We start from the raw sequence: 13,947 nt of genomic DNA on the forward strand, positions 1-13,947 counted from the left end.
TTGTTTCGCATTTGCACTCCTTCGTGCGGCCGCTCGGATGCACGCGAGTGCGTCCGCAGGTGACGGCCTTGTCTGGTCTGCTCGAGTTCCACGGCCTCGACGCCGGGGATCGACTGGATGACCCAATGGAACGACATCGCGGCGCGCTCCGGTTGACCACCAGGGCACAGACATTGGAAACCGGCGCAACCGCATCCACCTAATTGTTGAACCTCATCCACCTATTTGCCGATCTGGACCCGAATGCGCCGTAATCAGGCGAAATACTGCACGCAATCCCACGATTTACGGAACCGACTCCCACCTAGGATGAGCAAAACGGCAGACGAGCATGGGAGATTGCAATGTCGCACTCACCGGGCGAGAAGTTTCGCCGAACACTCGCCGCGTGCGCAGCCGCCCTTGCCGCGATCTTTGTTCTGGTGTCGTGCTCCGGGTCGTCCACGACCGGAGCACCGTCGCCCATCGGGTTCTGGGGCTCCGAGGTGACTGACTCCCCCAACCTCTCCTTCCAGGAGAATAAGGTGAGCGGGACTGACGGCTGCAACCGGCTCTCGGGCAGCTGGTCGCAGGATGCGTCGGGTCGTATCCACTTCGAAGAGGTCGTCTCGACCGAGATGTACTGTGACTGGGTCAACACTTGGCTGTCCGGGCTGGATTCCGCCATCATCCTCGAGAATCGCCTCCACGTGTTCAACGCAGCCGGCGTCGAGATTGGCACGCTTGAGCGCAACTAGCGATAGTCTGCGGTTTTAGGATGCTCCGGGTCTCGTCTCGGAGCGTCTTTGTGCCCAGGCACCACGGCCAAACCCGGCCCAGAACTCGCCTACCCAGGAGCCAACTCCGTGACTGCCGCATCCCGTACCCCGATGAACTGGGGCGCGTTACTCAACGTCGTCGTGCTCGCGGCTACGTTGCGCGCGGCCATCGTCGCGTTCGGCCCGGCAGCGCAGCGTATCGGCGATGACCTACAGCTCTCGGGGGCAAGTCTGGGGCTGCTGGGCTCGCTACCAATCCTCATGTTCGGCCTCGTCGCGCTGGTCGTGAATAAGCCGGTTCGCGTGTTGGGCTTCGACCTCGCGGCGCTGCTGGCGCTCGTCGCACTCGCTCTGGGCCTCGCGACGCGGCTGTTGCCGGATGCGTGGGCTCTTTGGCTTGGCACCGCGGTGATCGGTCTTTCGATCGGCATCCTGAACGTGCTCGCGCCCGCGTTTGTGAAGCGCGATTTCCCCACGCGACTGCCGCTGATCACCGGGATCTACGCATCCGCGATGGCCGCAACCGCCGCGATCTCGATCGCGCTGGTGACGCCGCTGACGATCGCCGTCGGCGGCAACTGGCGCATCGCGCTCACGACCTCGCTGCCGGTGGTGCTGCTCGCGATCGGGATGCAAGCTGCCCGCTACGCTCGCGAGCGCCGGACCGCAGGTTCCTCGGCGCCGGTGCCGGTCGACGTCGATAAGCACTCATCGGCTCGCGTCTGGCGCTCGCCGCTCGCCTGGGCCGTGACCGCCTTCATGGGGTTGCAGTCGCTCATGTTCTATTCGTTCATGACGTGGGCGCCGTCGATCGAAGTCGCGAGCGGCTTCACCGAGGCGCAAGCAAACGTGCACCTCTCCGTCGGTCAAGTGCTCGGCATCTTCGGCTCCCTCATCATCGCGGCGGTGATGCAGCGAGTGCCCGACCACCGCATCGTCGCGGTCGGCATCGCGGTCGCGGGCATGCTGCTGTTCCTCGCGATGCTCTTGTGGCCGGAACTTTTCCCGATTTGGACTCCGTTGCTCGGCTTCCTATCCACACCGCTGCTCGGTGTCGCACTCGCCCTCATCGGCGAACGCGCGGGATCCACCCACGAGGCGGCGACACTCTCGGGCATGGCGCAGTCGATCGGTTACATCATCGCGGCGATCGGGCCGGTCTTCGTGGGCGGGCTGTTTGATGTCACGGGCAGTTGGGCGACGGTGCTCTGGTCATTCGTCGGGGTGTTCGTGCTGCTCGCCGCCGCTGGGTTCATTGCCGGTCAAAATCGCACGATCAGCCCGCGCGAAGCGTAGCGCTCGGCAGGTCGGGGAACGCCTCGGCGACGCCCGGGTAGACGATCGCGCCGTCGCGCACGTTCACGCCCGCAGCGAGCGACGCATCCGCCGCGACCGCCGCAGCCACGCCGCGATCGGCCATCTCGCGAACATAGGCAAGCGTGACGCTCGTGAGCGCGCGGGTCGAGGTGTGCGGCACCGCGCTTGGCATGTTTGCGACGCAGTAGTGCCGCAGGCCGTCAATGACGACGATCGGATCTTCGTACGTCGTCGGCCGCGAGGTCTCAAAGGCGCCTCCCTGGTCGATCGCGACGTCGATCAGCAGCGCATCCGGCCGCAGCAGCCCGAGGTGCTCACGCCGCACTACCTTGGGCGCCGCACGCCCTGGCACGAGCACCGCGCCGACCACAACATCCGCCTGCCGTAACTCATCCTCGAGCACGTGCGGGTCCGACATCAGCACGCGCACACGGCCCTCGAACATCGCATCCAGCTGGCGGATGCGCTTCGCCGACGTGTCGAGGACGGTCACCTCGGCGCCCATGCCGCGGGCAAGGAAGGCCGCGTTCGTGCCGACCGCTCCCCCGCCGATGATCAGCACCCGCGCCGGCGCGACGCCGGGTGCGCCGCCGAGCAGGAGCCCCGGACCGCCGAACTGGCTCATGAGGTAGGTTGCGGCCGCGTGCGCCGCGAGCCGACCCGCAATCTCGCTCATCGGCGTGAGCAGCGGCAAACCCGTGTCGTCCTGCACCGTCTCGTACCCGATCGCAAAGGTGCCCGCCTCGACGAGGGCCTCCGTCAGCGGCCGGTTCGCCGCGAGGTGCAAATACGCAAAGATCGTGAGGTCTGGGCGTAGGAAGCGATATTCGGATGCGATGGGTTCCTTGACTTTGAGCAGCAGCTCGGCGTTGGCCCACGCCGTGTCTTGGTCGACGAGTCTGGCGCCCGCAGCGACGTAATCCGCGTCCGAGTACGCCGATGCATCACCCGCCCCGCGCTCGACGAAGACTTCGTGCCCGTGCTGCACGAGATCGGTGACGCCCGCGGGAGTCAGCCCGACACGGGTCTCCTGCGGCTTGATTTCTTTGACCACCGAAATACGCATTGTCGCCCTCGCTCTCTCTGCCAGTGTGCGCGTTTCGGCTTGCGAATGTATGTGTGACCAGCGGATAGCTCTTCAGCAATCGCCCCGCAACAAACCCGTCACCAGGTGTACTCACCACAGCCCGAATCCGCATCGCGCGACCGATCTGTGGGAAGGTAGCGGCAGGCTCGCGAAGGACGCAGGCCGGGCATCCCGAAAGGAACACCTATGCAGTTTGTAGTCATCGGTTATGACGTCAAGGATGGCGGCAAGCTCCGCGCCGAGCACCGCCCGGAGCACATCGACGTACTCAACAACCTCGACGGCATCGTGCTGAGCGCAGGCGCGTTCCTCGACGAAGACGGCAACCCCGCGGGCTCATCGATGCACTTTGAGTTCCCCTCCCAGGAGGCCTTCGACGCCTACCTCGCGCAAGAACCGCTTATCAAGCACGGCGTCTGGGAGCGAGTCGAGTCGTACGCCTTCCGCCAATCGTTCAGCAACCCGAGCGCGAGCTAGGGCGTGTCTCCCATATGGTTCGTGATTGATCCGCAATTGTGGACTCGTGGCATCTGTTGTGGGTTCTCGTTCTCGTCGACTAACTGATAGGCAATGGGCGCTGATCGCGCCGTTACTCCCATCGAATGAGGGACGGCGTGGTCATCCGTTTGGTGATGATCGTCGTGTCGTGGACGGAATGATTTACCGGTTCCGAACCTCGACTCCGTGGCGAGATATCCCTCGGGAGGAGTTCGGCCCGTGGCAGACGATCTGGAAGCGACACCGCCGCTATGCCAGCGACGGCACCTGGGATCGCGTGCTGCAAGCCCTCCTCGCGCAGGCTGACGCTGCAGGCCTGATCGATTGGGACGTGTCCGTGGACGCGACAATCGCGCGGGCGCATCAGCACGCCACGAACACCACGCGCCCCGACCAGGACACAGGGGGCATTGTCGAATTACAAGAATCTGCCGTTTGATGAGATCGAGCCCGCCGGTCACGGCATCGGCCGTTCCCGCGGCGGGCTGACGACCAAGATCCACCACGCGGTCGACGGTCACGGACTGCCGCTGGCGATCGTTGTCACTGGCGGGCAGCGCAACGATGGCGCGATGCTCGAACAAGTCCTGGACGATATCCGCGTCCCCAGGGTCGGTGGCGGCAGACCGCGCACCCGACCGGACGCGGTGCTGGCTGACAAGGCCTACGGCAGCGGCGTGAACCGGCGCATGCTCCGCGCCCGCGGGATTCCTGCGGTGATCCCGGAGAAGAGCAACGAGATCGCGGCCCGCAAATGCAAAGGACACAAGGGTGGACGTCCACCGAGCTTCGACGCAGGCGCGTACAAGGATCGCAACGTCGTCGAGCGCTCCTTCGCCCTTGTTAAGCAATGGCGCGGCATCGCCACCCGCTACGACAAACTCGCCATCACTTACCGAGCCGGTGCCGTCCTCCACGCCGTCCTCACCTGGGCAACACTATTGGGAGACATGCCCTAGATCAGCGAGGAAACTCAAGCTTCACCTGCCCGAGCATTGGCTCTGGGCGAAAGAATGGGCGGCACGGCTCACCCACGCGAACTCGCCGCCGGGCTTCACCGTTTCTTGACCATCCAGCCCGACCGGGCGCAACGATTTACAGCAGTGGAACGAACAGGATGTGCGGAGCCTGAGAGTCCAACACGTCCCAAAACTATAGATGCCCTCACACCCAAGAAATAAGCGGCCTCGAAACCGCATCGGTGGATCCGGGCTTAGGATTATGCCATGAGCCAAGCCAGTCACAGTACGCACCTCCCCACTGGAGGAGACAGCCGAGCGCTGTACATCTCGGGATGGCTGACGGGAGTGTATTTCGTCATCGAGTTGGTCATCGGGCTGTGGTCCGGGTCGGTCGCGGTGATCTCCGATGCCTTCCATACGTTTTCGGCTGTCGGTGGGGTGATGATCGCCCTGGTCGCCCAGCGTCTGAGCCAGCGCCCCGCCACAGCGAAGGAGACGTTCGGGTGGGCCCGCGCAGAGATCATCGGGGCTCTGTTCAACGGACTCTTCCTCACCCTGATGGCCGCTTATGTGTTCTACATGGGAGCGATGCGGCTGGCCGACCCGATCGAACTGCCCACCACGGTGATGTATGGGGTGGCTGCCGGTGGCATTGTCACCGAGCTCATCGCGTTCCGGCTGCTCTACCAGCGGCAGAAGACGAACCTGAACATCAAGGGCGCGTTCTGGCACATCCTGCAGACCTTCGTCGGCAGCATAATAATCATCATCTCCGCGCTGGTGATCCAGCTGACAGGCTTCGTCGCGATCGACCCGCTGCTTGGCATGGTCTTCGGCGTGGTGCTGCTGTGGGCGTCGTGGACCATCATCCGATCAGCCCTGAGGATCTTGCTGCAAGGCACCCCGGAACACCTTGACCTGCCGGTAGCGATTGCGGCCCTGGGAGAGATCAATGGGGTTGAGGACGTCCATCACGTGCACGCGTGGACCATTACCTCGGGGCGCACCGTCTTCTCCGCGCACCTGCACGTGGCCAACCCGTCCCAGCATGAGGACGTGCTGGAACAGGCGTCCGAGCTGCTCACCGATCGGTTCGACATCTACTTCTCCACGCTGCAGATCGAGCGAACCTGCCCGGCCGAAGTCGCCACGAGCATTGACATCACCAGACAGCCCTAGGTGTACCGACCTGAGAGGTTGGTGACGCCGGCCGCTGGGAGTTTGCCGCCGAGTGCGGTGTGGCGTCTGTGGTGATTGTAGTCGTGGAGCCATGGGCCGAACGCGTCCAGGCGCTTCCGGTTGGTGTCGTAGCGTCGGGCGTAGGCCCACTCGTCCGAGGGTGCGGTGGAATCGCTCGACTTTGCCGTTGGTCTGCGGCCGGTAGGGCCGAGTTCGCTTGTGCACGATGGTGCCGAGGGCGTCGCGGAACATCCCGGATCGGTAGCAGGAGCCGTTGTGAGTCAGGACCCGCTCAACGGCGATCCCGACCGAGGTGAAGTACGCGTTCGCGCGGGCCTAGAACCCGGCTGCGGTCTCCTTCTTCTCGTCGGTGGGGATCTCCGTGAATGCCAGCCGTGAGTGGTCATCAATCGCGGTGTGCAGGAAGTGGTAGCCGATCACGGGCACTTAGAGCTTGCAACGGAAGCACACCATTTCCGAGTGCGGTGAGTTGCTGATTCGCTGTCAAAACGTGTACGAGGTCGGTCACCCAGCCAAGTTCAAGACCCATCAGCCATCCCACGAACTCGGGTGCTGCGCGCGGTCCGTGATGTCTCCGAGGTTTGGGGCGTCAGGCCAGTGATGTTCAAAGACCTGGGCGACGGGATTGTTGATTTCGGAAAACCAAACCGTGCGACCTCCGAACTCGTGCTCGATAGCGAGATCAAGACCTCCATAGCCAGAGAACAATGAACCGATCCTTAACGGCTCTATCATGCTCAATTCCTTGGGTGAGTGTCGCATCCGGGCTCCTGCCATTCAGTGCTCCCAGTCGCGCTCGTTTTACTACGCGCTGGATTGTTCACCTGACAGGTGCACCCACCACCCAGTGCCCGGCCCCTCCTTGGGCTTGACGCTCGAGCCTCGCCGCCTTAATTTCTCCCCACGCGTCTTGCAGATCGAGGTCGCGACCACTTCCGTGTGAATTCTGAGGCCACCGATCCTGCGTGTTCACCTCCTCCTTGACGGAGAGGGAAGGTGAACTGCAGTGACTGTGTCGATGCGGGTGATGTCAGCGGGTGATGGCTACAAGTATCTGCTCCGCACGGTGGCTGCGGGAGACGGCGACCGAGATCTTTCGACTCCGTTGACGAGGTATTACGATGCAGACGGCACGCCGCCGGGGCGATGGATGGGCGGTGGGCTCGCCGCACTCGGGGGGCGGTCAGCTGCATGATGGCGATGAAGTCGCCGAAGCGCAGCTCCAGCTGCTGATTGGCATGGGTCGTGATCCTCTCACAGGTGATCCGCTTGGGCGCGCCTACCCGGCTTACAAGTCGGTGGCCGAACGCATTAAACAGCGCGTAAGCGCGCTTGATACCGACCTGGGGGCGATCGCTCGGGGTCGAGCGGTCGCGGCGATCGAAGCCGAAGAATCTGAGCGCGGCACACGGCGAGCAGTAGCCGGATACGACTTCACCGTCTCCATCCCGAAGTCTGCCTCTGCGATGTGGGCCGTCGCTGACGCGGGAACACAATCACTTATCGTCAACGCACACCATACGGCGGTTGCAGAGGTGGTTGCATTCATGGAACGCGAGGTTGCAGCTACTCGCGCCGGTGCAACCTCCGGGGACGGTGCCGTTGCACAGGTCGATGTGCGCGGATTGATCGCAACTGCGTACGACCACTACGACTCACGCTCGGGCGATCCTCATCTGCACACGCACGTCGTTATCAGCAACAAGGTTCAGACCTTGCTCGACAACAAATGGCGAAGCCTGGACGGCCGCCCGCTTCATGCTGCGACCGTGGCGCTCTCGGAGTTACATGAAGCAGTGTTCGCTGATCACCTCACGCGACTCTTCGGGGTTGAGTGGGAAACGCGTGAGCGCGGACGGGACCGCAATGCGGCATGGGCCATCGCGAAGGTACCGGAACAACTCGTCACCGAGTTCTCGTCACGTTCGCGGCACATTAACGACGAGAAGGACCGTCTCATCGTTGGGTACGTGGCGAAGCACGGCAGACGACCCTCCAACGCAACGATCATCAAACTGCGTGCCCAGGCAACGCTCGCCACAAGACCAGAGAAGGAGATCCATTCCCTTGCTGAACTCACCGCTCAGTGGAGGCAGCGGGCGGGCAAGATTCTTGGTGTCGATGCAACCAGTTGGGCACGGGAGGTTACGGCGAACGAAGCTCCGCTGCTTCTACGCGCCGATGATCTGCCCCTTGACGTAGTCCGTGGGCTGGGGGTGAACGTCGTAGCCACAGTCGGGGAAAAGCGTTCGACATGGCGCCGGTGGAATCTCACTGCTGAAGCTGCCCGCCAAACGATGGGGTACCGGTTTGCCAGCACGCGTGATCGTGAAGCGATCATCGGCATGGTTGTCGATGCTGCCGAGGCTGTGTCGATTCAACTCACACCGCCCGAACTGGCATCCAGCCCCGCTGTTTTTCGCCGGAGCGATGAGTCGTCGGTGTTCCGGCCGAAGAACTCCAAGGTGTTCTCTTCTGGAGAGCTGCTCGATGCCGAGGAAAGACTGCTTCAGCTCTCGCACGCAACGACGGGACCGACGGTCTCACTTGAGACCGTCGAACGGACGACGTGGAAACCTGACCGTGAGGGGTTGGTGCTGGGGGAGGACCAAGCGTCTGCGCTGACGGAGATCGCTGTCTCCGGTCGTGTTGTTGATCTGCTCGTCGGCCCCGCTGGTGCCGGGAAAACGACCGCGATGAGCGCGCTACGCCGGGCTTGGGAAAAGGAACATGGCCAAGGATCCGTCGTCGGGCTGGCACCGTCGTCGAGTGCGGCACAAGTGCTTGCCGGGGATCTCGGGATTACCACCGAGAACACGGCGAAGTGGTGGCAGAATCACCTGCGCGAAGGTGAGAACTTTCATCCTGGCCAGCTCGTCATCGTTGATGAAGCGTCACTCGCGGGAACGCTCTCCCTGGACAGAATCACCCAGCTTGCCGTTGAGGCCGGGGCGAAAGTGCTGCTCGTTGGGGACTACGCACAGCTCCAGGCAGTCGACGCGGGCGGCGCGTTTGGGATGCTCACGCACGAGCGTGATGACGTGCCGGAACTTGTCGACGTTCACCGCTTCACGCACGACTGGGAAAAGCGTGCGTCCCTCGATCTTCGCCTTGGCCACATCGACGTCATCGACACCTACGAGGAGCACCAACGCATCGTTGACGGGGACACCGAGGAAATGATCGATTCAGCGTATGCCGCCTGGCGCAGTGATCTCGTCGCGGGGCGTGCAACGGTTCTCGTCTCAGACTCCAATGAATCGGTGACCGCACTCAACAACCGAGCACGCACCGATCTGATCCTTGATGGCACCGTTCGAGGGTCGCGCGAATCCGAACTGCATGACGGGACGCATGCGGCATCCGGAGATATAGTCATCACTCGTCGTAATGACCGCCGCCTACTGGCAGGGCGCGGTTGGGTGCGCAATGGAGATCGCTGGAAGGTCGTCGATGCTCGACGCGATGGATCGATGCTTGTTCGAAAGGCTGGAAGCTCGTGGGCGACAAGTGTTCTTCTGCCAGCCGACTACGTCGCAGAGCACGTCGAACTCGGCTAGCCGAGGTTCTGTAAACGCACCTACCTCTCACACGAGTAGGAAGGTGGGGCCAAGAGATGGGCGACGAACAGCAGCAACAGACCACGGAGTCGTTGCGGGCGATGGTGTATGTCAGGATCAGTGACGACCCCGAGGGCACCGAACGGGGTGTGGATCGGCAGGAGGCTGATTGCCGCGCCTACGCCGCCGCCCACGGCTGGGAAGTCGCAGCAGTGTTCCGTGAGAATGACACGTCGGCGTTCAAGCAGCGTACGATCACGTTGCCGTCTGGCGAGCGGGTGCGGCGGGTGATCCGCCCGCAGTTTCGCGCCATGCTGAAGCACCTCGACTCTGGTGATGCGCAGGTGATGATCGCCTACGACCTGGATCGTGCGGTGCGTGACCCCAGAGATTTGGAAGACCTCATTGACGCGAAGGTGCTCGGCGGGTTCACCGTCCGCTCTGTGACCGGCTCGCTCCGCTTGGATACTGACTCTGATGTGGCGATGGCCAGGGTGCTGGTCGCGATGGCGAACAAGTCATCCGCCGACACCGCCCGCCGTGTCGCTCGGGCGGCGAAGCAGCAGGCCATCGAGGGTGCCTGGCACGGCGGTAGGGTGCCGTTCGGATACCGGGCAGAGGCAGGCGCGCTCGTAGTCGATCCGGTGACCGGGCCGCTGGTAGTCGAGTTGTACCAGCGTGTGCTCGCCGGTGACTCCCTGTATCGGATTCGGAAGGACTGGAACGCGCGCGGCATCCTCACCACCCACGGGTGCGCGTGGTCTGATCGCACGCTCAAGATGGTGCTTTACAACCCCTCCAACAAGGGAGTACGCGAGTACCGTCCCGTCATGCCGGATGGGAGTCGCGCGAAGACCTCGAAGATGCAGGTGAAAGCGGCGTGGCCTGCACTGGTGGATGAGGACACCTGGCAGCAAGTCTCCGATGTCCTCGACGCAAGGAAGAAGGCCCGGAACTTCCATCAGCCTGGCAGTGGTGCGGCGGTGCGGATGTATCCGTTCTCGGGGCTGATCCGCTGCTCACTGTGCGGCACGTCAATGATCCATCGAGGTGGCGTGTATCAGTGCTTACAGCCGACGCCGGGCGGGTGTACCCGTTCGATCCGCTCTGCTGAAATCGAGAGGCTCGTCGAGGAGGCGGTGCTGGCGACGTTCGAGCAGATCACCCTCCACCCCACGAGACCACGGACCTCCGGCAGTGACCTTGCGGCACGGGTCGGGCTCGCGGCAACGCTCGACCATGATCGGGAGCGTCTGGGGCGGCTTGATGATGATTACTACGACGGGCTGATCGACAAGGCAATGTGGGTGCGGCAGCGCGCGAGGATCGCGGAGCGAATCGAGGCCACCCGCCGCGAATACACCGCAACCACACCCGAGCACGCCGGTCTGAGTATCGATGTGACGACGGTCGCTGCTGAGTGGGAGGGGCGTACCCCGATGTGGCAGTACCAGGCGGCGAGCCTGATCCTGCAAGCGGTACTCGTGCACGCTCACCCCGCAGACATGATGACCGCTGTGCCCAAGCGTCGCAACGAGAGTACCGAGGACTTCCATGCGCGCCGCGATGCGCACCGCGCGGCAGTGCTCGCACGCAGAGTCGAGTTCGTCTGGCGCGCATAGACCGGATCGTGCGCGACCGGCCCCGCGCCCTGAGTCGTTCAGGGTGCGGGGCCTTCGCGTTTCTCGGCGACGGGCGTGCGCATGGGGTGCGGGGCGGTACAGAGGCCGCGCAGTCCGGCCAGCACCGCAGGATCATCTACGACGGTGGTGAAGCCTTGCGCGCGCCGCGAGGCAGCGGCAAGCCGAGCGCCGAGCGTCGAAGCGGACGCGGGCGCAGGGGGAATCGGTGAGGTGGACGTACGGGCGGAAGCGACGCTAGGGGTGCTCATACCGTTAGGTGCGGAGCCCCACCCCCAAATCAAGGCGCGGCGTGCTTGTCGGGGGTGGCGGCGCGGATCATCTTCATCAGTGCCTCGTCGTCGCGCAGAGCGTCCAGCGTTTCGCCGTTCAGTAATCGCAGCAGCACACCATCACCCATCGGCGTGCCCGCGTGCTTCGGGTCGGGATGCCCGAGGACAATCCCCAACAAGGCCGACCACGACCGGGGCGGTAGCCCGAGCAGCATCGGGACCGTACGGTCACGGCGCAGCACCTCAACCCCTCGCTGCCGAGAGGAGAAATCAGCGAGCCGGTAGGCCACATGCTCCACGCACTCGGCGACGAGCCGAGCATCCCAGCCCTCAGGCGCGAACAGCGCGACCGTGGCAGACAGCAAAGCGGCCACTCGCGCCTCATGCTCGCTCTCGTCCGGGTCGTCGTCGCGGTGTGTGAACGCGGGATGGTAGTCGGCCAGGCGCTCACGCTCGGCGAACCGCACAGCGTCGTGAAGCCCGGCGATCCGTGCAGTGTGGCGTACTTTGCTGGCAGAGGTCAGCATCCCAGCGGCGCGAGTCTCCGCGTGACAGGTGATCTGCACAGCACGGGTCACCACCGCCCACGGGTTCCCTGCGTGGCGGGTCGAGGACGCGAGCATCACCTCGAATGCGGCAGACGCGACCTCCCAGGCGTCCAAGCCATGCTTACGGGCGAGTGGCCGATACTTTGTCGCTGTGTAGCGCATGAGTTCGGCTGCTTCACGGTCGCCCCGCCATGCGCCCGGCCCAGCGTCGTGGAGCCGGACGAGGAGGGTGCGCAGGCTTTCTGGGCTCTCGAAACTGCTGCTGGCCGAGCCAATCGATCCCGCAGCATCGTTGATAGCGGGTGAGGTGTGTTCGTCCACGGTGACGCCTCCCACAAGGGAGGTGCGCCACCGTGACCCAACCGTGGAGGCGCGCTACCGCGCCCCCACGGGGGCTGCGTGTCAGTAGGTGGACCCAATGAGCTCTAGTTCAGCGCCATCGTCTCTTGCGCACGGCGGCATCCTTGAGGACGCGGTCCGGCGGCTAATGCCGCGGACCTGCGTTCAGACTCGCCGCGCATCGTGTTACTGGAGTGGATCAGGGGGTCTGGAGAGCGCTCGCGCCTCGTCGCTCAATACTGTGTAATCGCGATGTTTTCAATCGACAGGGCTTACGCGAATGAGGTTGCCATCGGGATCGGTGACCACAAAAGTTCGACCGAACACGTCATCGTATGGCTCCTCGACCACCGTGACGCCTTTGGCTGACCAGTCGGAGTACATCTCGTCGATGGCTGACGCGCCTCCCGGAACCATCAGACCTACTTCGGACGTGCGCGGCGTATCGGGCGTAGCGCGCTCACTCCTCCCGCTCCATAGGGCGAACAGGACACCTGGGGCGACCTCGAAGGGGACGTACCTGGGCGTGCGCATCACAGGCTCAACTTCGAAAAGCTCGCTGTAGAACGCTGTCGAACGTTCGACATCTGAGACGTAGATCAGGAACAGGTTGGGTGCGCTCATGGCGACTCTCCTTCGTGGTCGATGACTTCGCCTCTAGACTGGCAAAAATAGAAGACAATCCATGTCATCTTTAGAGAGGAGGGGCCGATGGAGCGTCCGCAGCGGCTTCTTGCTCTTCTCGTCGCGCTACAAGCAAACCATCAGATGACAGCTTCCGAACTCGCTGAGCAGTTCGGGGTTTCCAAACGCACGATCCTGCGCGATGTCGAGGCGTTGGCCGCCGCTGACATCCCCGTGATCTCCGAGCGTGGCCGCTACGGAGGCATCTCCCTACTGCCCGGAGCAGACGTGGACGTGAACCGTCTGACCACCAGTGAGACGGAAGTGCTTGAACTGATCGGTGTTGACCTTGCCCGCGCGAAGCAACTTGGAATCGAGGCAGCCGCACGAAGTGCCGCGCAGAAGCTCGCCTCGCGCAAGCCCTGGACGAGACCAGGGTCGTCAGGTCTGCTCCCTCTGAACGAAGTGGTGGTGATCGACAACAGCGGTTGGTTCGCGCCAGAAGAGCCTGCAGACGTGGCCGCGCTCATCCGAGACCTGCGGCTCGGCCAGAGACTGCGCATCGACTACCGTTCCAGCGGTCAGTCCAGTTGGCGCGGGCGTGATGTCGAACCCCACGGGGTCTTCTCTCGCGGAGGCCGCTGGTATCTCATTGCCGAAGCCGGCGAACAGCCGCGGATGTTCGCACTTGCTCGCCTTCGAGCCTGGACGGTGCTCGATGAACGACGCCAGGTAAGCACGGACCTCCCACTCGCAGCGATCGCTGCCAGACTCGTTGAAGGACTTGAAACGCGCCACACAGTTCGCGTCACGGCGACGCTAGACGCGAAGACGGTGGACATAGCACGACGCATCCTCGGCAACCGGCTCCTATCCGTTGAGCCGACCGGCGCGCCCGACTGGGTATCGATTGCCGTGGGCTACGACCAACTGGACGGTGTCCGCCAGCTTCTCCAATTCAGCGACCATATCGAAGTCACAGATCCACCAGAAGCGCGCAAACTCATCGCGGACCTTGCCCGCACAATCACCCGCCGTCATCACGATGAACCACCGGAGATTCGCCCTTCATAGGACATGAAGCCGGATCACGCGCGTCCCCTTGCAACTTAGTCTTGAGTATGCACGTATGCCACCGTGGG

The 13,947-nt window shown here is 63.5% G+C and carries 12 protein-coding genes and 2 pseudogenes; 8 read left to right on the top strand and 6 right to left on the bottom strand.

Annotation, left to right across the window (positions count from 1 at the left end; all coding sequences use genetic code 11):
- Positions 1 to 344 precede the first annotated feature (344 nt).
- Positions 345 to 737 carry an META domain-containing protein gene (locus GMOLON4_RS10485; protein ID WP_051266456.1) on the top strand — a complete coding sequence of 131 codons (393 nt, stop codon included), beginning with the start codon at positions 345 to 347 and terminating at the stop codon, positions 735 to 737.
- Positions 738 to 845: 108 nt separating this feature from the next.
- Positions 846 to 2,054, top strand: a complete 1,209-nt coding sequence (locus GMOLON4_RS10490; RefSeq protein WP_146137464.1) for an MFS transporter — start codon at positions 846 to 848, stop codon at positions 2,052 to 2,054.
- Here GMOLON4_RS10490 and ald read toward each other — a convergent pair.
- Complete coding sequence (gene ald / locus GMOLON4_RS10495; protein WP_026936344.1) at positions 2,035 to 3,141, bottom strand: alanine dehydrogenase; 1,107 nt, start codon at positions 3,139 to 3,141, stop codon at positions 2,035 to 2,037. The genes GMOLON4_RS10490 and ald overlap by 20 nt on opposite strands.
- A gap of 207 nt (positions 3,142 to 3,348) precedes the next feature.
- On the opposite strand from ald, the gene GMOLON4_RS10500 reads away from it, so the two are divergent.
- The 3 genes from GMOLON4_RS10500 (at position 3,349) to GMOLON4_RS10510 (ending at position 5,801) form a co-directional block, all read left to right on the top strand.
- Entirely contained in the window at positions 3,349 to 3,639 is a 291-nt protein-coding gene (locus GMOLON4_RS10500) for a YciI family protein (RefSeq protein WP_051266452.1), read from the top strand.
- A 58-nt stretch (positions 3,640 to 3,697) separates the two neighbouring features.
- Positions 3,698 to 4,619, top strand: a protein-coding gene (locus GMOLON4_RS10505; protein WP_407648558.1) for an IS5 family transposase whose coding sequence is annotated in 2 segments (ribosomal slippage) — positions 3,698 to 4,044 and positions 4,043 to 4,619 — 924 coding nt in all. Because the reading frame shifts where the segments join, the coding sequence is not laid out codon by codon here.
- Positions 4,620 to 4,886: 267 nt separating this feature from the next.
- Entirely contained in the window at positions 4,887 to 5,801 is a 915-nt protein-coding gene (locus tag GMOLON4_RS10510) for a cation diffusion facilitator family transporter (RefSeq protein ID WP_026937754.1), read from the top strand.
- Here the strand turns inward: GMOLON4_RS10510 and GMOLON4_RS10515 are convergent.
- Together GMOLON4_RS10515 and GMOLON4_RS10520 are read right to left on the bottom strand one after the other, a co-directional pair.
- Positions 5,798 to 6,245: pseudogene (locus GMOLON4_RS10515) on the bottom strand (integrase core domain-containing protein); the annotation flags it as partial. The gene GMOLON4_RS10510 and the pseudogene GMOLON4_RS10515 overlap by 4 nt on opposite strands.
- Positions 6,246 to 6,350: 105 nt before the next feature.
- Positions 6,351 to 6,599 carry a DNA cytosine methyltransferase gene (locus GMOLON4_RS10520; RefSeq protein ID WP_322745117.1) on the bottom strand — a complete coding sequence of 83 codons (249 nt, stop codon included), beginning with the start codon at positions 6,597 to 6,599 and terminating at the stop codon, positions 6,351 to 6,353.
- Between the two features lie 229 nt (positions 6,600 to 6,828).
- Here GMOLON4_RS10520 and mobF point away from each other — a divergent pair.
- Positions 6,829 to 9,379, top strand: a pseudogene (mobF, locus tag GMOLON4_RS10525) (MobF family relaxase); the annotation flags it as partial.
- Between the two features lie 59 nt (positions 9,380 to 9,438).
- Positions 9,439 to 11,004, top strand: a complete 1,566-nt coding sequence (locus GMOLON4_RS10530) for a recombinase family protein (RefSeq protein WP_026937755.1) — start codon at positions 9,439 to 9,441, stop codon at positions 11,002 to 11,004.
- 38 nt (positions 11,005 to 11,042) lie between these two features.
- Here the strand turns inward: GMOLON4_RS10530 and GMOLON4_RS10535 are convergent, their stop codons facing one another.
- From GMOLON4_RS10535 to GMOLON4_RS10545, 3 genes are all read right to left on the bottom strand, one after another.
- Entirely contained in the window at positions 11,043 to 11,273 is a 231-nt protein-coding gene (locus GMOLON4_RS10535; protein ID WP_265415365.1) for a hypothetical protein, read from the bottom strand.
- Between the two features lie 29 nt (positions 11,274 to 11,302).
- Positions 11,303 to 12,163 carry a hypothetical protein gene (locus GMOLON4_RS10540; protein WP_035733744.1) on the bottom strand — a complete coding sequence of 287 codons (861 nt, stop codon included), beginning with the start codon at positions 12,161 to 12,163 and terminating at the stop codon, positions 11,303 to 11,305.
- 276 nt (positions 12,164 to 12,439) lie between these two features.
- Entirely contained in the window at positions 12,440 to 12,805 is a 366-nt protein-coding gene (locus GMOLON4_RS10545) for a VOC family protein (RefSeq protein WP_026937757.1), read from the bottom strand.
- Between the two features lie 87 nt (positions 12,806 to 12,892).
- Here GMOLON4_RS10545 and GMOLON4_RS10550 point away from each other — a divergent pair, with 87 nt between their 5' ends.
- Positions 12,893 to 13,879: a helix-turn-helix transcriptional regulator gene (locus GMOLON4_RS10550; RefSeq protein ID WP_026937758.1), complete on the top strand. Its 987-nt coding sequence runs from the start codon at positions 12,893 to 12,895 to the stop codon at positions 13,877 to 13,879.
- Positions 13,880 to 13,947 lie beyond the last annotated feature (68 nt).

It is taken from the genome of Gulosibacter molinativorax (assembly GCF_003010915.2).
GTDB classification, from domain to species: Bacteria; Actinomycetota; Actinomycetes; order Actinomycetales; family Microbacteriaceae; genus Gulosibacter; species Gulosibacter molinativorax.